Below are 22,929 nucleotides of genomic sequence, written 5' to 3'. Positions count from 1 at the left end.
ACTGCGAGCTCACACCCGCAGTCTCCTAATCTTTGTGCCTTTTAATATCCAACACGAATTTTCTAATATTCACAATAAGCACAATCCACGCTAATATTGTAAACGCCAACAAAACATAATCCACAGTTTTTGATGACGAATCGCCTTTCGTGTTCAATTGTGTCGTATTTTTCTTATCGGAGCTTGCATCAACACCCGCCTTACCAGAATTCTCATCAACCCTCACGCAATTAATCAAAATTCTTCTAGTGAATGGAGGATACATCGGATCACACGACAATATAGTCAGCATATCCTTGCCTTCCACAGGCTTCAACATATCCCAATCCGACGGACTGATGTACTGTCTTCCGACAACCTTGTAAGTCAACGTCTTCCCATGATGATGCACATACACCACATCATTAGAATACAATTGACCCACCTTCAGCAACATAATATCTCCGTACCAACCCCTGTGACCTGCAAGCACACTACGCCTGCCCTTGCCACCAACAGGAATCGAAGTCCCGTCAAGTTGACCGACACCCTTCGCCAAATGATTGTAACTAGCCCCCAAATAAATCGGCTTCTTGAAATTAATCTTCGGAATCTCCAAATACCCGAAAATCCCATTCTCATCAATCACCTTGCTACCTTCAAGCTCAATATCCTCCGAATTAAAAGGATCCACAATACCTGTCTCATCCACATTCACATTCGAATTGTATTTTTCGATTCGTTCGGAAAGCTCAGTCGACATCTCACCTTGTGTCCTCAAAAAATCATCCATCTTTTTATCTTGCGAGAAAATCTTATACGACAAATTGCTCAAACAAAAAGTCAATATCCCAATCCCCACAAACAAAATCACATAACCAATCTTCCTACTTGATCTCATTATTCTTCTTCCTTCTTCTTTGTCTAATATAATACCACAACAAAATAGCGATAATAATCAGTGAAATAATCAAATAAATCTTGTACTTACCAGTCACTTGACTCACCAAATCCTTCTCCACAGCAGCAGGATTGTATTCCGTACGCTCAGCACGCACCAACAACCTGTGCGAATTAATCATATACGGAGTGCAAGTCAACAACGTACAGTAATCCTTGCCCTCCACAACCAAAACCTTGTCGAAATCGCTCGGCTCCACAACAAAAATGTCGATAACCTTGTACGCCAACACCTCTTTGATATTGTGAATGAAAAACACATCGCCCTTCTTCATCTTGTTCAAATCAGTAAACAGCTTCGCCGTAGGAAGACCCCTGTGAGCAGTCAACACAGTGTGCGTACTCTTGCCACCAACAGGAAGAGAAGTCCCCTCCAAGTGACCAACACCCTTTTGCAAAACCTCCTCACTCGTACCAGCATAAATCGGCAAATCCTGATTAATCTTCGGAATCTCAACGTGACCAATCTTTTCTTTCACCTCGAGCATTCTCGCATACTCGCTAATCGCATTCTTCTTTTCCTTCTCAGAATAAGGATCCGCAAGCTTACTAGGATCCAAAGTCTTGTTGTAAATCTGAGCGAGCCTAATCCTCCTGTCAATCTCCTTCTTGTCCATCTTCTTGGCATTAGTATCGAAATCATGCACCTCACTGTTAGCCTCAATCCTGTAGTACAACCTCGAAATCAAAGGATACATCGCCACAGCAAACCCCACCAAAAAAATCAACACATATTTCAAATTTTCCTTTAACTTAGACTTCTTCATGCTTATCCTCTACATCAAGTTCCTTCAATTTCTTTCTCGCCTTACGTTGACGATAAATCAAATACAATAAAATAGCGATAATAACCAAAGAAACATAGAACAAATACCTGTAAATATAACTTGCCTTGTTATCAGCAATCAACGCCTCATCCACAGCAGGAACGTAAGGAACCCTGTGACCTCTAACCAAAAGCCTGTGCGAATTAATCATAATAGGAGTACAAGTAAGTAACGTACAATAATCATGACCCTTCACAATCAACAAATCGTTGAAATTCGAAGGCTCCACAATCTTAATTTGATCCACCTGATAAGCCAACGTCCCGAAAATATTGTGAACGTAAAACTTATCGCCAATCTTCATCATCTTCAAATCCGTAAACAACTTCGCCGTAGGAAGCCCACTGTGAGCAGTCAACACCGCATGCGTATTGTTCCCACCAATAGGAAGGGACGTACCCTCCAAGTGACCAATACCAATCTGCAACACATCCTCGCTCGTACCAGCATACATCGGCAAATCCTGATTAATCTTCGGAATCTCAACGTGACCAATCTTTTCTTTCACCTCGAGCATTCTCGCATAAGCCTTCCTGCCCTCTTCTTGGTTTTTCTTATCATAAGGATCCTTGCTCACCAAATTATTCAACGAATCATTATAGCCCTTCGCTAACGCCAATCTCTTCGCCAATTCCTCCTTCGACAAACCCTTCACAGCCTTGTCGAACTCCTTCACTTGATTTGCCGAATCCACCCTATAATACAACCTAGAAATCACAGGATACATCATCACGCCAAATCCCAATAAAAATATTAAAATAAACACAAAATTATGCTTAATCTTCTTCCACATCACAATAACCTTTCTCAAACACCGATTTCCAAGTCAATTATACCTCAAAAAATAAAATCGAAAAACATTTGACTCATCAGCATAAACATCGGCCCCCACACCATAACCCAACTCACAACAGTAGATCATTAGCATGAGGGCCCACTACATTTATACTTCAAATAATTCTTCGATTTACCTAATATTTTTTCCTATTAACTTATCGTCCTTCGCAATTATCCACTTACCAATAAAGAACATAATCAAACCACCAATCATGCTCATGAAAAATCTAATATCCCCAGTCTTTGGAATTCTACGACGAGTAATATCTCCACCTGGAGTAGTTCTTCTTCTAGTAATCGTATCACTCTTGTTAGTAATGAAAGCAATGGAAATAGTCTTATCATCGGCTTGTTTTTTGATTTCAAATTCCACAGGCTCACTCAACAAAATGAAACCTTCCGGAGCCTTTATCTCAACCAAGTAATACTTACCATAATCCATGTCCTCAACAGAAAACTTACCATTATCGGCACTCGTTACAATATAATCCTTGCCATCCTTCTTCACAGGCTCGAACTTTCCATCTTTGTTCTTAGTCATAACCTTGAACATCGCACCACCCAAAGGCTTCTTGGCTTCATCAGTCTTCATGAAATCATGTCTGCCCTTGTCTTTTTCGGTAGTCTTGCTGTTTACAACCCTAAGTTCCACCGACTTGTCAGCAATAGTAAACCTAGTGTCAATATTTTTAATCAAATAACCTGCAGGTGCTTCAACCTCTCTGAAAATATAATCGCCTCTTTTAATATCGTTGATTATAATCTCGCCAGATTCATTGGAAATATACAAGCCCTCATCAGATTTTTCCTCTTTCTTAGATAACTCACTGGACTTTTCTTCCTTTTTTTCTTCCTTGGATTTTTCTTCATCTTTTTCAGATTTGGAATTTTCGTCCTTCGACTCATCTGCGTTTTCTTCAGATTTCACCTTGGATCTGTCGTCAACTTCTGGAGATAGTTCAAGCTTATCATCTTTTTTCATAGTAGCCTTGTTTTTTAACTCAACATATTCGCTACCACGTCTAACAAGAAGCTTAAACTTAGCACCCTTCAAAGGATTACCGCTCTCGTCCACCTTCACAAGTCTCACATTCGTAGAAGATTCCTTCGCATGAATAGTCACATTCTTGCTGTCATTCTCCACATCATCTGGAAGGTTCACCAATACTGAAGCTATCTCCTTGTTACGTTTGATGCCCGAAGTGTCACGCACATAATACGCACCCTTATCCAAATTCCTAAACACTGCCTCATTATTGGAAAACTCCACATCAGCCTTGTTCTCGTATTTAGAATTCAGATTTTCTACGGACAACTTATTCAAATCACCAAGCACAGTAGACTTTTCGGAATCGCGAATTTGTTTATCGGAAACCTTCCACAAGCTCATCTTGCCAGTAACATCCCCGTATTTCTTGTCCACCGTCACAGTTATCGAATAATCTCCCGCAGCAAAGGAACTGCTAGTCGCAACCATCGCCACCATTATCATAACCATTAAAATTTTTCTTAAAATCTTCATAATTTTACCTTCCATATATGTTTAACATTAATTGCTTACTCTTCTAAAAGTGCAAATACATTATATATTTGCACTTTTAGAAGAAGGAAAATTGCTTTTCCTTCATTCTTAATCTTCTAGTTATTATCTAGCTTCAGTTGCTTGTCTTTTCTTGATAGCGATAACAGCTGATGCCATTATTGCAAGACCAATAGCAGTGAAGATAATAGTACCAATACCACCTGTTTGTGGGATTGTTACTTTTTTGTTGATTACTTGTTTTGCATTATCATTTTTAGTATCGTCATCTTTAATACCAAAGTCAATAGGATTCATTTTTGTACTAGAAATTGTTCCATCAGCTTTGATTTCAAATTCAAATTCTAATGTTGCTTTTTCTGCATCAACAAAATCTGCTGGAGCTTTAGTTTCTACTAAAGTATATTTGCCAGGTGCAAGACCAGCAATTTCAAATTGTCCAAGTTCATTTGAAGTTAGTTTTAGTACACCATTTGCGTTTTTTTCTGTAGCTGTAAAGCCATTCATATCTTTTAGTGTTGCACTCCAAAGCATATCTCTTCTTGTTTCAAGGGCTTTTATTGCAGCTTTTGCGTCAGCATCACTTGAATATTCTTTAGAGTCAATAGTTACTTTGTTTTTATCACTTATTGCACCATTTTTAATTTTTTCATTGTACGCATTTATAGCAGTTATAAATGCATCTTGTGCTTTTTTATAATCAGAACGATTAACAGCTGTTCCTGTTAGGAATTTGTTTTCTGAATTCTTAACTACGAATTCTGCTCCTTGAAGTCTCTTACCTTCAGTATCAGTCTTTACGAATTTTGCTCCGTAAGTTACAACTTTTGGTTCATTAGGGTTGATTGGTTCTGGGTTGTTCCATTTATTGTTTGTGATTGTTATTTCGCCATTTGCACCTTTACCATAAGTTGCAGTTTCATTCATATTATTTTTTTCTACAACTTTGTATTGGATGTCTTTGTCAAGACCTGTCCAAGTGAATTTCCATGTAGTTTTGTCATTAGCTGTACCATCAGTTTTTTTGCTTGGACCTTGTGGTTTTTCACTTCCTGTAGCTTTGTAATCATCATTTGGAGTGTAAGTTGTAGTTGTTCCATTTGCATCTGTAGTGAACTTAACAGTTCCTACTTTCTTTCCAGTTTGTGCATTATAAAGAGTAAATTCTGCCCATTCTCCAGCTGCTGGAACTCCATCAGCCCAAGTTTTTGTTACATTCATTTCACCATCATCATTTGGTTTGTTTGGTACTGGTGTGTTTCCATGGTTATCGTTATTACCATAGTGGAAAGTAACGTCGTTAGATTCTGGAATAGCCACTACTGCTTTTTCGTTAAGAACTGCATGGTAGTCTAATCTAATTTCTTTTACTTCTGTAGCTTTAGCAATTTCTTCTAAACCTTTATCTGTTAATTTTAATGTAAATCCATTTTCAGTTTCATCTAATTCATACCATTTAGTATCCATTTCTTTGCCATCATATTTAACAGTTAAACCTTTTTTGTATAATTTATCTGTTTCTTTAATAGCATTTTTAGCTTCTTTCCTAGTAACGAATGTTAGACCTTCAGTCATTTTATCGTCCCAGAATGCTGTTTTCCATTTAGTTTTTGCTGGAACTTTTGTAGTTACAGTGTAATCAATAACATCTCCTACATTGTGTGGTTCAGCAGCTGCATTTTCTTTAGCATCTTCTGTTCTACCATTTGGTTGTTCAGTTGTGAATTCTTTTGTAAAGTCCTTGTGTGTTTCTGGTTTTTCTTCAGTGTTCTTAGGATAAACGTGAGCATCTTGTACAGTTCCTTTTTCATTTACAAGTGGAAGAGTAATTTCAACTGGTACAGCCTTAGTATCTGTAAGAGTTTTTCCGTCTTTATCAACGTATGTTGATTTTTCGTGAATTTCTTGAATAAGGAATGTTCCTTTTAACTTATCTGTATTAAATTTAACACCTTCATCGCCTGTTTTTGCACCAAAAGCTTCTTTTAAATCATTAGTAAATTGAATTGCATCATTTGAATCTAAATCAGGTGTCATAACACCATCAACTAATTTACCTTTAATATATTGTTCATGATCTACAACTGCTTTTGCCTTTAATTCATCAGTAGTAAGTTTATCATAATCCTTGATATTAGCTTCTATAACTTGGTTATTTTTGTCAACGAGAATACCTTCACTATTAGTTTTATACACAAACTCCTTGCCTTTTACTTGCCATGCAAAGAATACTCCAGCAATTTCTTTAGCAGAACCTTCTTTAGCCTCTTTACCAGCAAAGAAATCTTTTACATTAGTAATTTTATTACCATCATATTCCGTTCCATCTTTACCAGTTGTACCTTCAGTAAATTTTCCAAATGTTGTTTTGTCCATCAAAATTTTGTGAAGAGTAACAGTTTTAGTTGTTTCATCAGCAGCACTAGCTATCAATGGGGTGAATACACCAACCATCATCGCTAATGCTATGATTAGTGATAAAAATCTTTTTTTCATAATATAACTCCTTTATATTTTTTTATAATTATTTGCTTCCCGCAAATTATTACCTTTACCTTTGCCTCGTGGGCATTTTTTTCAGCTCAGCTTTCCACTCTTTTTGAGTTTCATCACCTCGCCTTTCCACGAACCTTTCAGTCCGCCTTTCTAATCTCGTATCTTAAGTTGATTAGTTTTTCCTTTTTATTATCTCATTTAAAAGATTTGTCTGAACATCATCGAGACCCCAGGGACTTGGCTTCTCGCCTCATCCCTTGTCTCTTATTTTAGTCCCTTTACGGAGGGTACCTCATCTTTTGATCTAATCCAATCATGATAATGCACTCTCTCTTCTCTTACGTCTGTACTTGTAGTACGCCGTTGCCATCATTATACCACCAACTACAAGGAATCCTATAATACCCATCGCACCAGTCAATGGATAAGTTGCCTTGCGGTTTTCCACTTGGATAGGGTCTTTGGAATCATGGTCTGCGTATGCAGGCTTTCCTTCTGCGATAGTTTTTACATCTAGCTTGTCACTAACTGAGTCATCAATTCCTGAGTTAAATACAAGTTCAAATAGTTGGTCGGCTGTGCCTGTTGTATTATTTTCATCAAGCTTACCAGTAAATTCCATTACTATTGAATCTGTTGTTTCGATTGGCGTGTCAGTAGTAGATGTTACGCCTAGCATTTCCTTTAGTCCATATCTTGAACCTGTGATATTACCGGCTGTTGTAAAGCTAATAGCATCAACTTTCTTGTAGTCATCTTTTGTTAACTTATCAAGTGTCTTTTTGTCATCTTTCTTAAGAATAGCTACATTGACTTCTCCACCTATACCAGACCCACTAGAACTCTTGTATTTAGGTGTTATCTTCCAGTCATTTTCCTTGATACGGATATATGACTCGTAGGATGGAACTGTCATAGTTTCGTGGTTAGGGTTAATAACAATTCTTTGTTTGAAAGTCTTGTTGTCCTTATCCACTGAGATTATTTCACTTGTGATTTTACCCTTAGTAGAAGTCTTGTTACTTGCCTTCAATGGGTCTTTTTCAAGTATTTTAACCTTACCATTTTCTAGCTTAAATTCCTTAATATAACCTGGCATCTTAGCATATTCTGCCGGCGCCTTAATTTCCTTAAGAGCATAGTAGCCATCTTTTGTTATTGGCAACTTGAACTTACCATCTTTTTCTGAAGTTGCTGTCATGGTTACTTCTTGTTCTTTTCCTTCTACAGTCTTCTTAACTTTAAGTGGTGAGTAATCCTTATCAGTATCCTTTTCTTTGTAATGAACTTCAAAGACTGCACCTTCAAGTTTTGTCTTGTGATTATCACCATCAACTTTTTCGAATTCAATTTCTTTGTAGTTTACAACATCTATTGGCTCTTTACTTACATGTTCTGTCACTGTTTCGGTGTTGTCATTTCCTGTTATCGCACTAGCCACAGCTTTGAATGCAGCTGATACATTTGCAATAACACCTACTGGTCTTGGTGTTTCTACTGGTTTTACCTTAGGAACTTCTCTAGTGATTACTCCATCAGCGCCTACGGTAAATTCTTCTATATGACCTTCTATCTTCGCATAGCCTTCTGGGGCTTCGGTTTCTATTAGGGCATATTTACCTGGTTTTAATGTATCATACTTTACTAGGCCATCTTTGTCAGAAGTTTTTTCTGAGCCTGTTTCTTCTATCCATTTCTTTTGATTATCATAGTACTTTTCAAGTTTAAACTTTGCTCCTGGAAGTATTTTACCTTTTTGGTCAATCTTCTTGAAGATTATTTCATTTTTAGGGTTGATTGCTTTTATTTCAAGTTTTGCACTTGCTTCTGTCTTGTTTTCAAAGATACGAACACCATTTGTTCTTTCTACGAATGGTCCCATGTATGTTTGACTATGCGAGTAACCGTAGTAGTCTGTCCACTTTTCAGTATAATAACCATACATCTTAGCATAGGTATCATATGATGCAATGTTTTCTGCTTTTACCTTACCTGTGACTTTTAGTATTAATGAATTATCCTTGCCTAGAGTTCCTAGTGATATTTTCTGAGTTTGACCTGCTCCTAGGTTGTAGTAACCATCAGTGTAGTACCAGTTGAGGTTATAAGAATTTTCATCTACCCCAAAGGATTCTGGCATGTCTTTGACTATAGGGTCTACATATTGTCCCTTGTTGTAATCATAAATGTTGCCACTATTTTGTCTTAGAGCATAGTAGTCAAATTTAAGATTTGTTACAGCTTCACTTGGAGTGTATTCAAACTCTGCTGATTTTGTAAGTGTCTTATCTCTATTAATATAGTAGTATTGGACAAATTCTCCAGTTTCTCTGTCAAAGCTTACTATCTTAGATGTCATGTTAGGAGTATTGCCACCTTCTGACCTCTTAGCCATGTTTAATTCATATTCTACGTCAATATTATTTGTTGTAGGAGTTCCTACACCCATTCCCACTGACTGCGTGCTTGAGTTTGGAACCTTCATTAAGTTGATATGAGCTGTGATAGTATTTTCGAAGTCTGTCTTGTTATATTGATCAGCATAACCTGTGAAGATATAAGTCAAAGTTCCTGCTTCCTTGTCGTACTTAGCCTTGGCTATAGTACCGACACCGTCTGCAAATAGGTCTAGGTTTTGTGATTTTTCTTTCATTATACCTTCTAGGTCTATATTGTCAGTCAACTTGATTGTAAAGTAGTCACCTGGTTTTATTGCAGTGTCTTCTTTTACCTTGAAAGTATTTTTGAAGGATAATGCATGCCCTTTGTGTGGGTGAATCTTTGAATTGCCTTCTTTTTCTGTTCCATCATTTCCATCTGGTCTAACAACTGACATTTCTGATGTCATTTCAACACTCTTAGAAATATCTCTTAGACCGACATTACCTTGGTCTGCGTATGGGTCAAGTCCCACACCACCGACTGTAAATCTCCATTTTTTACCTTTGTTTTGGTAACCTGGAGCTGGCTTTGTTTCTTCTAATTCGTATTGACCAATTGGTAAATCATCAAATACTATCTTACCATCTTCGCCAACTGTCTTAGTGTAAACTCCGTCGTTTTTCTTAGAATCATCGTCTCCTTTGATTTCTTTGCTAATTCTTGTTAGCTTGAACTCTGCTCCTGGAAGTAGGTGATTTTCATCATCGTACTTTTCTAGAGTTACCTTACCCTTGCCAGGGATTTCGTTGATGATCTTACCCATGTTCTTGGCAGTTGCTGCTGTTACATAGTCGACTAGCTTACCATCATCTGGGGTAATTGGATTACCGTCAGCGTCATTCTTTTCTGGTGCGTATTGGACGATACCATTAGATTCGTTGTATTCAAGTGTTATGACACCTCTACCTGGTGTTACTTCTCCTGTTTCTTCTTTAATATCACCCTTCTTGTAGGCGATTGTAAAGTGAAGAATAGGATCACTAATTGGTCTGTAGCCTTGAGGAGCTCTTACTTCCATTAGTCTGTAACGACCTGGCTTCAATCCTCTGAATCCGAAGTAACCATTGAAGGCCGATGCTACAGTTGTACCTGGTACGTCTTCGTATTGACCACCTGGTCCACGAACTTGTAGTTTAAATACTGCACCTTCAAGTCTGTTCTTAGTTACTTTTTCACTGTTGATGTCGTCTTTACTATTATCACGACCGTGTTTTGAGAAAGTAATGTTGTAAGATTCTTCTTCGTTTTCTATTACCATACCATCTTTTGGTATCTCTTCACTAACTTTTGAGTTGTAAAGAGGGTTGAGGTTTACTGATGTGTCAGCATGGATGGTAGGTTCGTTTGTTAGAGGTGGATCGATTATACCAGTTTTATAGGTTTTGCCATTATATGTGACTTCTCTACCTACAAAGTTTGCGTATTTCGCTCCGTCATCCTTCTTGCCTGCCCAAGCCTTAGCAGCGTCTGTGCCTTCTTTACGTTTTACATATTCTGTTACTTGGCTAGCACCACCTTGGTAGGATGCTCTGTCAAAGGCTTCGTAAGTTGCATTTCCATTTTCATCTAACTTAAGTTGTTTGAAATGTCTTGCTCCCTTGTAGAAGTCTACGTGAAGGTCAATCTTACCGAGGTCTTTTTCACGGATATCATACTTATCTTTCTTGTCAGACTTACCAGTTATTATAACATCGTCATAGTAACCTTCCACATCTACTATATAGACACCCTTGCCGAGGTTAAGTTGGTCTTCATCAAAGCCCCAGTCAAATGGTCTCCATCTAGCTGTTTTTTCCATAGATAAGTTCTTGTTTGACAAGTCATAAGTTCTTAATATCTTATCAATAGCACTATCATTCATATTGTTGAAATCACTTGGATTTGATAATTTATATGATGAATAATATGCTGTCTTAACTCCGTCTTTAATAGTTTGTGGAAGTGCTCCTGGAGTATCTATTTCTTCTCTCTTGTACTTAGGAGTGATTTGAACGTTTAATTGTCCTTTATTTTCCTCAGTGTCATTACCATAGTAAGGTCTTGTATCTATATAGATTCTTTGAACATAAGTGTTCTTTTCTGGATCTATATAAGTTAATCTTGACTTGAACTTGATATTTGCGTTGTCTGCTGAATATCCAGCGTTAGATTTTTCGTTGTTGTTTATCAAGCTTGATGGTGTATCTTCTGGTCCTTGGTAGACTGCGAACATTCTACCACCATCATCCTTAACCTCGATCTTCCAATCAGATGAGAACTTCTTATAACCTTCTGGTGCTTTAGTTTCTTTTAATAGGTAATAACCCTTTTTAAGTTTAACTTCATTTCCAGCCTGGTCTTTGAATGTTACATTACCTTTTTCATCGGAAGTTGCTGTTATCTTGCCAAATGAAGAATCTACTTCCTTGTAATCTTTATCCTTCATCTTTTCGATTGTAAATTCTGCATCCTTTAGTGGATCTCCACCAGGATTTCTCTTTATAATCTTAGGATTGATACCATCTTTTTTGTTGGTAATCTTAACAAGTTCTTGAGTTTGTCCATCCTTGATTAGCTTGTCTTGTTCAGTTGGAACAAACTTATCAATTGGGTCGTCAGACTTACCAACACGAACTTCTTCTGCGACTGGTTCAGTTCTTGATAATTTTACCTTGCTGTAGGCAGTAATAATTTCGTTACTTGCTCTCTTAGCCTTTAATGCAGATATTACTTCTGATGGCCAGCCCGCTGGATCAGCAGCTTCTTTTAAACCAGCTTTCTTAATATTGTAAGTTGCAGTGTATCTGGTCTTGACTTCTCCATCAGAACCTGGCTTGTCAACTTTTCTTTCGCCTGGAGCAAGAGATTCGTCAACTGTAACCTTAGTTTCTTTTTTAAGAACCTCAGTTCTGTCTTCAGAAGCTGTTCTTTCGCCGTATGGTTTATTAGTATAGTCACCATAGACAGTTACATCTGAATCTGGCATTGTGAATGATCCAAGTCCTGTAGCTGGGTCGAATTTAAAGTTATCAACAGCTCCCCCATAAGGTGCCTTTGTTACCCTTGCACCTGTTAGCTTGTAATTTGAACCGGCTGTAATTTGGAAATTGACTGTGTCTCCTGCCTTTGCACCAAGTCTATTAGTGTTTATGCCATTAATTGTGATATAACCCCTTGTGTCACCATCTCTGCTGACATAGTAGGTTGCCTTTGGTATTTCTTTAAATGTAGCAATAATCTTTACATTTTGACTTGGCATTTTAAATGTCTTATCTAATTGATTTACAGTTAAGCCTTGGATTCCTACTCCATTTTCATCTGTGATATTAATGCTTCCAACCTGATATCCATTAGCCGGACTTACAGTTAATTGAACTGTTTCTCCTGCCTTAGCTGTAGCCTTAGCTGTAACTGAACCTTGCTCAGAATTAAAAGATGTTATCTTGTAATCTGTTTGTTGATTATTAGGTTCAAATTCTACTCTTACCAATACATTAGTACTTGGCATTTTAAATTTGTTATCAGTTACTGTAATTTGTCCAACAGAACTTCCAACATAAATTTCCTTTACCTTATAATCTTGAGCAGGTTGTGGATTTATTGTTACAACTTCCCCTGCTGCAGCTTCACTCTTATCAACAGTAAATGTACCATTTGTTGAACCTTGTACATCTACCTTATATTTTTTTGCTGCTTTTTGTTTGAAGGTAGCTGTTACATTAACATCATGTCCTGGCATTGTTAAGAAGTAATTATTATTTCCATCTACACTTACGGTATTTTTATCTACTATCAAGCTTTCAAGTACATAGCCATCATTTGGTGTGGCTGTTATTGTAACTTGTTCGTTTTCTTTAATACCTTTATCCTTTGAAATAGTTAAACTACCATTGGCTGGAGTGTTTTTAGTGATGCTGTAGGTTGTTTCTTGGGTTTTGTAGTTAATATCATTTACACTACCATATTTTTGAGCTGCCCAAATTTTTGTTCTTTCCCATCTAGCATTAGAATAGTAATCCATACCTAGACCAATTTCACCAGACTTAGGATAGTCGTATTCTACTTCTATAACAAATGGTTTGTTGGTACTATTTAATTTAAAAGTATATCTAGTCCACTGACCATCTTTATAATCAGCTATACTATTTGTGCCAATTGTTCCTGTTCCATCATATTGGATGTTATCAATTGTAGATGACTGCAATACCGGTCTTATGCTTACTACTTTGAAATTTATATCTCCAAATCTTGGCTTTTTACCGTACACGTTTGTATTTTTTGGTTCTGCGTGAAAATCAAATTTCGCATCAGTTAAAGCTTCACCTGACTTATTAACTAGGAAAATTTGTCTATACTTACCTTGAGTTTTATTTATCTTAGTTATCTTTGTTTGGTTATTAGGTCCATCTGATCTAGTAGTAACATTTCTAGATCTGTTAGGATCAACTGTTTCCCAACCATCAGCTCTTACCGCTGTTCCTACTAGGTTGTCGCCGAGTTCGAGCTTATCTGATTCGATGCTTTTATTCAATCCGTACAATCCTAATACAACTGCATCACTCATTACGCTTCTTGTAGCTACACGTTGTCTTATTGTAACCGCTGTTCGTAATGGTGCTGAATTGGAATCTATTCTAAATGGAGCTGTTGGATTGTTAGTTGCTCTATTTGTTCCTACATAAACCGTTGCATTTTTATCTGTTCCAGTAGTTGTGGCAGGTTCCAATTTCATATCCTTGAAACTGTCATACCACTCTGCTAACCAATAATGGTTGTTGTATCCTGAGTTTATGAAGTCAAGTCCTGTTCCAATTGTACCTGAGTTTGGTATTTCAGTTTCAATTGTAAGGGCTATTGTTTTTTCTTGTCCAGCTAAGTTCTTTGGATTTATTTGAATTCTGTTTTGACCATTATTCTTAACATATACTTTTGTAGTATAGTCAATCTTTTCTCCTACGTTTACAAGATTTTCAGGGGTTGATGATCTATCAACTAGGTTCATAGACACTATCGTTGTGTTGTCTAGTGTAAGTCCTCTTGTTTCTTCCTGTGCATGAAGTTCAAAATATGGATTTATTAAGTTTTCTGGTTGTCCATTTATGATGTAAACCTGTCTAAACTTATTGCCCTTCTTATTAACTTCTGTAATTTTTGTAGCAATCTTTACAGGACTTCCTGTACTTGATGAAGCTTGTAAATGTCTGTTTGGATTAGTTGCACTTGTGTTTACTTTTTGCCACTTAGCACTTGTGTCTGGAACTGTTGAACCAGGATTGTTGTCTCTGATATAAATCTTGCCGTCTTTGGTTACTGTTACTGTCCAATCTGTGTTGGATTTTTCGTAACCTTGAGCTGCGCCTGTTTCTGTAAGATGATAGATGCCTGGTATAAGGTCATCGAAGTTGACCATACCATCTTTGCCAGATCTCTTCCAAACTTCTTTACCTGGGTCTTGGTCTGATTTCTTTGGTCCCTTTAAACTAAAGGTTGCACCTGTTACTGCATCATTACCAGTCTCATCTACTTTCTTGAACGAGAATTTTTGAACTAATCTATCATTGTTTACATTAACTGAGCCTTCAGAAACATAAGCTCCCTTGATGTTTCCAGCTTCTCCTGTTGTTACTACAGGGTCTCCTTCAACAATGTGGCTGGCCCTGTCGTAGTAGTCTGACTTCCAGAACAAGCCCTTGCTTGTTTGTAAGTCCATTCCAGTACCTACTCCACCGTATTCTTCCTTGTATGGTATTTTAATATCCATAACAATAGGTGTTGTAATCTTTCTATTATTAAAGTTCATAGAAAGTCTTGGTCCACCTGAAATAGTTTGTTTAGATACTGTGACTTGATTTGTAATATCAGTTAACTTGTAGTTTTCAAGTCTGATGTCTTCTACTTCGCCATCGACAGCCTTATCAAGCTCAAAAATCTTATATGTTTCATTTCCAGCATACCAATCCATATTTTCAAAGTTAGGTTTTTCTCTGTGAATTGATGCTTGGTTAAGAGTTAAGCTATCTGCTTCTGGGTTGATTACATATCTTTGGATAACATATTTATTGTTAAGGTCCTTCGTGTTCTTACCAACAATTCTTGTACCAAGTCTATATGGAACTGGCCAGTTGTTGTAATAGCCTGTTTGTCTGTTATCTCCTAGAATCCAACCATCAAGTGGTCTTTTTGCAACGTCTACCCATTTAGTTCCTTTTTCTCCTAGGATGGACTTGTTGACCTCAGGGTTAGTTCCTTCTTTTGGTCCTTCAATATAGTTGTAGACCTTAGCTTTATTGTCTGCGCCTACTTCTACTACCCATTTCTTGTCAAGCTTGTTGTAACCTGCTGGAGCTGATTCTTCTTCTAAGATATATGTTCCTTTTTCAAGGTCTTTATCGAATGTTACAACACCGTTCTTATCAGATATTCCTGTAGCAACATCTTTGCCATCAGTTGTAGTAATCTTGAACTTCGCTCCTTGAAGTGGCATGTTTTCGTTGTCTTTTTTGTAGACTGTAAGCTTTGTCGCTACTGGTTTGTTTGTAACCGATAATTCGATATTGTCGCCAACAAGTGTTTCTCCTGTTGAGCCAAGACCGATTTCTATGATAGTTACCTGACCATCTGTACCTACGTTAACTCTCCAAGTCTTATCAGATTTTACATATTTATCTGGAGCCTTTTCTTCTGTTAGGGTATATATGCCTGGTTTTAGGTTATCAAATGTCACCATACCTTTTTGGCCTGATGACCTATAGATAGCATTTTTGTTTTCATCTTCTAATTTAAATGATGCACCCGGTAGAGTTTTGGATAGGTCAGCTTCATTAAGTTTTTTAATATTAAACTTACCTGGAGTGTACTTTTTATTGAAAAGTGCTACCTTTTGGCTGAAGAATTTTGGTATTTCTCCACCAGCTTGATCACCGATAGCCTTGTTGTAGTTGGCTCTAGTGATAAATGATGATTTGAAACCATTATTTTGCATCAAGAAGACTCTCCAAAGATTGTTGAACTTGTGCATGTCGTCAATCTTGAAAGTCTGTTCAATTATATAACCATTCTTACTAGCATTAGATATTGCTGGCATTCCAATTCTAAGAGGACTGTTTTGCGTGATAAGTCCAAAATCTTGAATTTGAGATGGATCATAGTTAAGAGTAACCCCACCTTGTCTGTCATTGTTAACGGCATATCTTGGATCGATAGACTTAGAATATATTAAGTTATATTTTGCAGGGTCTTGTTCTGGTCTTACACCAAATGACAACGGCATGTTTTTGTTGACTTTTTTGTCAAAGTTTCCTGCATTTATCGTAAACATATTTGGTGATGTACGGTAGACCTTAACATCTTTTAAAGAGAAGGCTGGCTTATTACCATTACCTGACCAAGTGAAAAAGTTCTTGTGAGCTCCTTGGTAGTTAGTTGACAACCAGTTAAATCGAAGTTCTCTCTCAGGAGATGTTCTTATGTGGTCTGGGTTGTAGTAGGCAAGTGCTGCTACATACCAATTTCCATCATCACCTTTATATACGTCTCTGAAGTAGTAGGATTGTGGAACTTCTTTGTTGTTACCATCGTAGTCGTATTGACCATAGTCTGCTGGAACTTTTATATCTATTCTTTGACCTTCTATGCCAGTTTTACCTGGAGCTACTATTACCGAGAATGGATAAGTTCCATCATTTTGAGCAAAGTACTTGGATGGGATAATACCCTTAAGTTCAATCTTTGCTTGACCTTTACCACCTGCTGACTTTTCATTATATACATAAGTTAGCTTATTAGTTGTGTAGTCAAAATATGGGTCTGCTACTTCTACTCCTGCTACTTTTACCTTAGGAAACTCTCCAAAATATTGAGTGAAGTCTAGGTTTCTATCAAATTGGATAGAAAATCTTTGACCAGGAGCTGTATTTTCAAGGTCGATTGTCGCGTTGTAGATTAATGACTCTAATCTATAAGCTTCCCAAACTTGTGGTCTTACACCTATATCACCCTCATCACTTTCGTTGATTTTTAGGGTTTGACTTACTTTTGTTACATTAGCATCTGAGCTTTGTTGGGTTTGCTCTTCGTCTTCTATCAAGTAGTCTTCTCCATTTACTGGTGTACCATTACCAGATTTGAATCTAGGTTTGTAGGTTACTTGGTTTGACTCATCTACTGTTACATCAAAGATTACGTCTGATTTGATATAACCTTCTGGTGCAGAAGTTTCCTCTATAGTATATTTTCCTTCTGGTTGATCACCAAAGGATGCAAGTCCTGCGTTTTCGCCTTTTTCGTCGGCTGCTTGAGAAGTAGCAGTTGAAATTAACTTGCCTTTATCATCTTTTAATTCAAAGTTTGCTCCTACTATAGGATTTTCTTTTTTATCAAGCTTTTTAATTTCTACAGGACGAGTTTGGAATTTCTCGTTTGAAATTGTGATTTCTGTATCTTGACTTGCTTGTTCAGCTGTAGTAGGTATGACAGTTTGGTCTTGTAATCTAGCGTTATTTTGTGTAAAGTCTTTATTTCCATCTGTCAACCAATCATAGGTTACACTTGTTCCTGCTGGTGAGTTTGCAACAACTAGGAAGCCCCAATCATTTACAAATCTCTCTTCTGGAATGGTAATCCTATAACCAGATTGTCCTGTAAAAGGATCTCTAGTATAACGATTAGCTCTAATTGGTTTTTTATTTGGAGTAGTGAGGACATTTGTATTCCCAATTTCATTTATAGTATTCTGGTCTACTCTTTGTTGAATCATAGTAGTCTTTAATGATTCCCTATAGTATGGGTTTACATCGTAGACTTTGACATCTTCTGTTTTATTAAATCTGCCATCTTGTGATCCGTTTAATCTTAGATTTAATCTTGTATCTTTGTTAGTTGTACCACTATTTGCCTTTAGATAAATGTATGTTGTAACTGAGCCATCATCATTTACCCTTGCATAGTGCATAGCGTTCATGTATCCTGGGTATCCATTGTGAGCTATGGTAACTGTTGGGTTTGCTCCAACTTTTAACTTAGCAGAGCTTCCACTTATGGAGATTCCTCCATTTTCATCTACATTTACAAAGGTTGTCTCTTGGTTAAGTTTGTAGCCTTTTGGTGCCTTTGTTTCTATTAGTCGATAGGAATCAGGAGCAATGTTGTTAAAGTGGATTTTACCTTCTTTGTCAGTAGTGATTTCTGCTTCGCCTTGGCCTAAAAGCTTAAATGTCGCTCCTTCTAGAGCCTTTCCGTCATCTCCTTTTTTGATAAGGGTGAAGTTTGCATATTGTGGAACTTTTTCTACTGTGGCTCTATTGTGGATAAAGTAGTCTTTTTTGTTATAGTCATACCAGTTGTTGTTTTCATAGTATGATATTGTCTTTCCATTTAAATCTTTATCATTAGTTGGGAAATCTTGCTTGATTTTTACATCATTTTTAGTGAATTTACGTTCACCTTCTTGTATATTCCACACTTTTACATTTGGAATTGTGATTAATCTTTTGGCTTGATTAGGGTCAGTTGATTTGTCAACTGTAATTTCCTCCCCTATTTTATTTCCTGATCCATCTACTGCCTTTAGTTTCATTTTTGGCATTGTTAAGCCTTGACCAAGGTTCCAGTTTTGTTCTACGTTTATGTTTTCGTATTTGGAGATAGCTACCCCTGATAATTCAAGCGGAGTTGTATCGCTTTTATCAAATGTAGATTCGTATTCATATACTGCAATTGTGCCTACTGGTTTTGCACCTGTAGCACCTGTTTTATCTTCAACCATTTGGCCTGATGTTGGGTCAATTTTATATACTGCAGTTTGTTTTAATGATCCATTTTGATTTGTGCTTAGACTTCTATCTTCTAAAGGAAGCTTTACATCTGTATCTCCAGAAGATACTCCGTCTGTTACTGTCCACTTAGCAGAATTTTCTGAAGTAAATTCTCCAAGGATAGTTGTCCTGTTGTTGATGCCTGATCTTATAGGTGTGGCTTCCTTTACTTTGTCGTGTGGCCATCCTTCATCTATTACAATTCTTTTTGCACCAACTTTGTTGCTTTTCTTCGTTAGGATAACTGATAGGTCCATCATGTACTTTTCTTGCATGCCTTGGATTGGTGTGTAGAGGTTGTAGGTGATTTCCCTACCTGTTGGAGCGTGGTGCTCGGAGTCGTGGATACCGAATGCTTTTTGAAGTTGAGGAGTTAATTTCACTTTATTATCATTACTTGAGATTTTTCCAAGACCAGATCCCTTTACTGTTGTAAAGTTTGCTTTGAAGCCTAATTCTTCTAAGTTTGTGTCTGAAGTTACTCTTACGGTCCAGTTATAACCTTTAAGTTCTCCATCTTTAATAACTGGATTTGCTACTGCACTCATGTCTATCTTGTAGTTTGAATCATCAGCTCCGATAATTTGAGTTACATCTTTTCTTCCTGGTTCGATGATTGATCCAGCTGGATTACCATTACGGTCAACTTTTTGAGGAACCAAATCTTTTGGTGCTTTTACTCCAAGACCAGATACCTTATTAGTTACAGTGAACGTTCCATCGTTATCAAGTTTGATTTTATCTGTATTAAAATCTACAGGAATATCAAGTGGTACTTGAATATTTTCAGTTATATCGTGGTCAATGGTATAAGTAATAATATTCTTTTGTGAATCATATTGAGGAGTTGCTATTACTTGTCCATTATGTTTTATCGGTTGTAAAGAATTTGGATCGTTTACTTTTAACTTTTCATCCAAGTGAATATTAAAGGATTGTCCTTTTTTTATTGGTCCAACAGCAGTTGAAGTATCAAATCGTGTTAAAATATTGTACTTTTTGCCTTCAAGATTTGCTTTTTCTTTATCAGTAAGTTGTGTAAAAAACATTTGTGGTCTGAAGTTCTTGTCTGCATCTCTTTCGATAAGGGCTTTGATTGCATCTTTGTTATCGTCCATTAGTTTTGCTTGTTCTTGTTGTGTTAGATGATATTTGTCTTCAAAGCTGGATAATAATGCTTGAACTTCTTTTAATCCGTTGGCTTTTACTGATAGGATTGCTTTTAGTTCACGGTCTGCTTTTTGTAGGTTTGAAAATCCGAAGAATTCTTTGATGCCTTCTAATAATCCTTTTGTTTCTTTGCTAACTTCTTTTTTATCAGTTGTCTTTTTATTGTCTTCTTTATTATTAGCATCTTTTTTGTCTTCTGATTTTTTGATTTCTTCTTTTCTTTCTTTTAATGCTTTGTCAAATTCTTCTGCTTTTTGTTTTCTTTCTTGTGGTGTAGCAGGTTCTGATTTGACTTCTTCTTTTATTTCCTTCTTCTTTATAATAGGTTCTTCTTCTTGTTTTTCTTCTACGTCTTTTACAAGTCCAAGAAGTTTTTTGTTTTCAAGGTCTTTCTTCGCTTTTTCTTCAGCGGCTTTTTTAGCTTCGGCTTCAGCTTGTTCTTTTGCAAGTTGTTCTTGTTTTGCTTTGGCTTCTGCTTCGGCTTTTTGTTTTGCTTCGGCTTCTGCTTTTATTTTTCCGGCTTCGGCTTTTGCTTTGGCTTCGGCTTCCGCTTTTGCCTTTGCGTCAGCTTCTTGTTTCGCTTTTTCGTCAAGTGCTTTTTGTTCTTCTGTTTTCTTAGCTTCTTCTGCTTTTAGTTTGTCGGCTTCTTGTTTTGCCTTGGCATCTGCTTCTTCCTTTGCCTTGGCATCTTTCTTTGCTTTTTCTTCGGCTTCTTTCTTTGCCTTTTCGTCAGCTTCTTTTTTTGCTTTGGCATCTGCTTCGGCCTTTGCCTTTGCATCGGCTTCTGCTTTTGCTTTTGCATCGGCTTCTGCTTTCTTTTTGGCAACTTCTTTTTTGTGTTCTATTGATGATGTAACTTCAGCTGGTAATTGTTCTGTTTGGTATACGCTGTAAGTTCTATCATTTAATATAGCTGCGAATAGGTCTGCGTTTTGTTTTACTTCAAGTGGATTGTTTGCATCCTTATTAAGAGCTATTGTTGTAAGAGCCGGGTCGACTGATTTGTCAACCTTGAAGTTGAAGATGTAAGTTACGTTGTGCTTGTCAGGTTCTGGAACTTCGCCGTCTTGTTGAAGTCTTCTTTGTTCAGCTATTTGTAGGTTGTGTTCTGCTGATAACTTGTCGTTTTCTGGTAATTTGTTGTACAAACCTTGTTTGTCAAAATCAAATTTGTCTATTACCTTAAGGCTGTATACTTTGTAGTCACTTCCGTAGTCTTCTTTTCCTGCTTGTGGTACGTAGTTGTTTTTGATTCTGTATTTTTCGCCATCTTGTACTACTGATACATCTAGGCTCAATCCTTGATCTTTGAGTGATTTGTCTATTCTGTCGAACTCTTTGTAGGCATCTTCTACCTTGTCGAATGTCCTCTCATCATAAAGACTGAAATCTTTTCTAACCAATAGTTTGATGTTGGAATCGTTACTCGTCGCATTCAACGTGAACTTGACGTTGGTGTCGGTATCCAAATTCTTGTCATCTAATATCGTTGCGAGGTTCAATGAAAAATTGGCATAAGTATCCTGTTTTAAGGTCTCGAACTTTTGTATTACGTATCTCTTGTCGAGCTCTTCCTCCTTAGCAAATGATGTAATTGCTGGCACGCATGATTGTATGACCATAAGCATGACCATGACTAATGACGTTAGTCTGTCAAATATTTTTCTCATTTTAACCTCCTGATTTACTTGATTTTTATTTTAAATGTTAGTAATTTGATATTTATTATACTAATTTAATTCTCTACTGTATTACAAGTATATATAAAAATTTTTACAAACTTTTGGTAATGATATCGATAATGATTCGTTTTAAGTCCCTAACACAAATAAAGAATCAGCCCAACATAGTTGATGAATAATGTTGCCTGACTCAGTTAGTTCTAAATAAAATGCATTGCTTAATCATATCATTATAATTACGTTTGCTTCCGTTTTTATGTACTATATATTTACATGTATTATTTATGGGTAAATATTATCATATTATATAAGAAATGTCAATTTACATGCTTTGTTCCAATTTGTTTCAGAGTGTTTTTGTTGTTACAACAGTAAAATTGAATTATAACTTTACCTATTTACTTTAATATAAGGTATTATTTGGTTTTTATTTATCGTTTTATTGTTGATTTCATTGTTTTTTACTGTTTATTATGTAATATTTCGTATATCAATAATTTATTGCGGTTTTTTCGTTCAATATTTGTTATTTATATTTAGTCTGACAAAATAGAAAGATTTTGTAATTTTTTTATATTTTTTTGATGATATAAAAACTAACATTGATTTACTAACGTTTTCAAGAGGAATATTTTGATATACTTTTGTAAATTGTGTGAAAATTGTGTAAAAAATAGAAAAAATTTACTTTTCTGAAAAAATATTTGATGAATTTGTAAGAGGAATGGTTTTGATGTGGAAATATTGTGGTGCGGATGTGTTGTGCAATCAGATTTTGCAATAAAAAAAGACTATAGATACATGATCTATAGTCTTGGCGAACGATAGAGGATTCGAACCCCCGACCTTCTGGTCCGTAGCCAGACGCTCTATCCAGCTGAGCTAATCGTTCATATACAACAAAACAGATGTATGCACATCTGTTGTTGTCTGGAGCGGAAGACGAGACTCGAACTCGCGACCCTCGCCTTGGCAAGGCGATGCTCTACCACTGAGCCACTTCCGCATGAATTTCTTTGGTGGAGGAGGGTGGATTTGAACCACCGAAACATAAAGTAACGGATTTACAGTCCGTCCCCTTTGGCCACTCGGGAACTCCTCCTTGATCCTTTATTAAAAAGGATTTGGAGCTGGTGGGAGGACTTGAACCCCTAACCTACTGATTACAAGTCAGTTGCTCTACCAATTGAGCTACACCAGCATAC

At 36.7% G+C, this 22,929-nt stretch carries 6 protein-coding genes and 4 tRNA genes; all 10 read right to left on the bottom strand.

The window, feature by feature from the left end:
* Nucleotides 1–25: 25 nt before the first annotated feature.
* On the bottom strand, nt 26–880 hold the full coding sequence (locus tag FMG_RS01060; RefSeq protein WP_012290219.1) for a class C sortase: 855 nt from the start codon (nt 878–880) through the stop codon (nt 26–28).
* The gene (locus FMG_RS01055) at nt 867–1,706 is read right to left on the bottom strand and encodes a class C sortase (RefSeq protein ID WP_012290218.1); all 840 of its coding nucleotides are present in this window, start codon (nt 1,704–1,706) and stop codon (nt 867–869) included. Before FMG_RS01055 ends, FMG_RS01060 begins: the two co-directional genes overlap by 14 nt.
* Nucleotides 1,693–2,559 carry a class C sortase gene (locus FMG_RS01050; RefSeq protein WP_012290217.1) on the bottom strand — a complete coding sequence of 289 codons (867 nt, stop codon included), beginning with the start codon at nt 2,557–2,559 and terminating at the stop codon, nt 1,693–1,695. The genes FMG_RS01055 and FMG_RS01050 overlap by 14 nt, the downstream gene beginning before the upstream one ends.
* Before the next feature lie 174 nt (nt 2,560–2,733).
* On the bottom strand, nt 2,734–4,125 hold the full coding sequence (locus FMG_RS01045; protein WP_012290216.1) for an MSCRAMM family protein: 1,392 nt from the start codon (nt 4,123–4,125) through the stop codon (nt 2,734–2,736).
* A 123-nt stretch (nt 4,126–4,248) separates the two neighbouring features.
* Nucleotides 4,249–6,639, bottom strand: a complete 2,391-nt coding sequence (locus tag FMG_RS01040) for a pilin N-terminal domain-containing protein (RefSeq protein ID WP_012290215.1) — start codon at nt 6,637–6,639, stop codon at nt 4,249–4,251.
* A 313-nt stretch (nt 6,640–6,952) separates the two neighbouring features.
* Nucleotides 6,953–21,712: a SpaA isopeptide-forming pilin-related protein gene (locus FMG_RS01035; RefSeq protein WP_012290214.1), complete on the bottom strand. Its 14,760-nt coding sequence runs from the start codon at nt 21,710–21,712 to the stop codon at nt 6,953–6,955.
* A gap of 827 nt (nt 21,713–22,539) precedes the next feature.
* A tRNA-Arg gene (locus FMG_RS01030) sits at nt 22,540–22,616 on the bottom strand.
* Between the two features lie 39 nt (nt 22,617–22,655).
* Nucleotides 22,656–22,730: transfer RNA gene (locus tag FMG_RS01025), tRNA-Gly, on the bottom strand.
* Between the two features lie 11 nt (nt 22,731–22,741).
* Nucleotides 22,742–22,826: transfer RNA gene (locus FMG_RS01020), tRNA-Tyr, on the bottom strand.
* 23 nt (nt 22,827–22,849) lie between these two features.
* Nucleotides 22,850–22,925, bottom strand: a tRNA-Thr gene (locus tag FMG_RS01015).
* Between the last annotated feature and the right edge of the window lie 4 nt (nt 22,926–22,929).

The sequence above is a fragment of the Finegoldia magna ATCC 29328 genome, assembly GCF_000010185.1.
Classification (GTDB): Bacteria; Bacillota; Clostridia; order Tissierellales; family Peptoniphilaceae; genus Finegoldia; species Finegoldia magna_H.
This window is presented reverse-complemented; position numbering and strand designations above follow the sequence as displayed.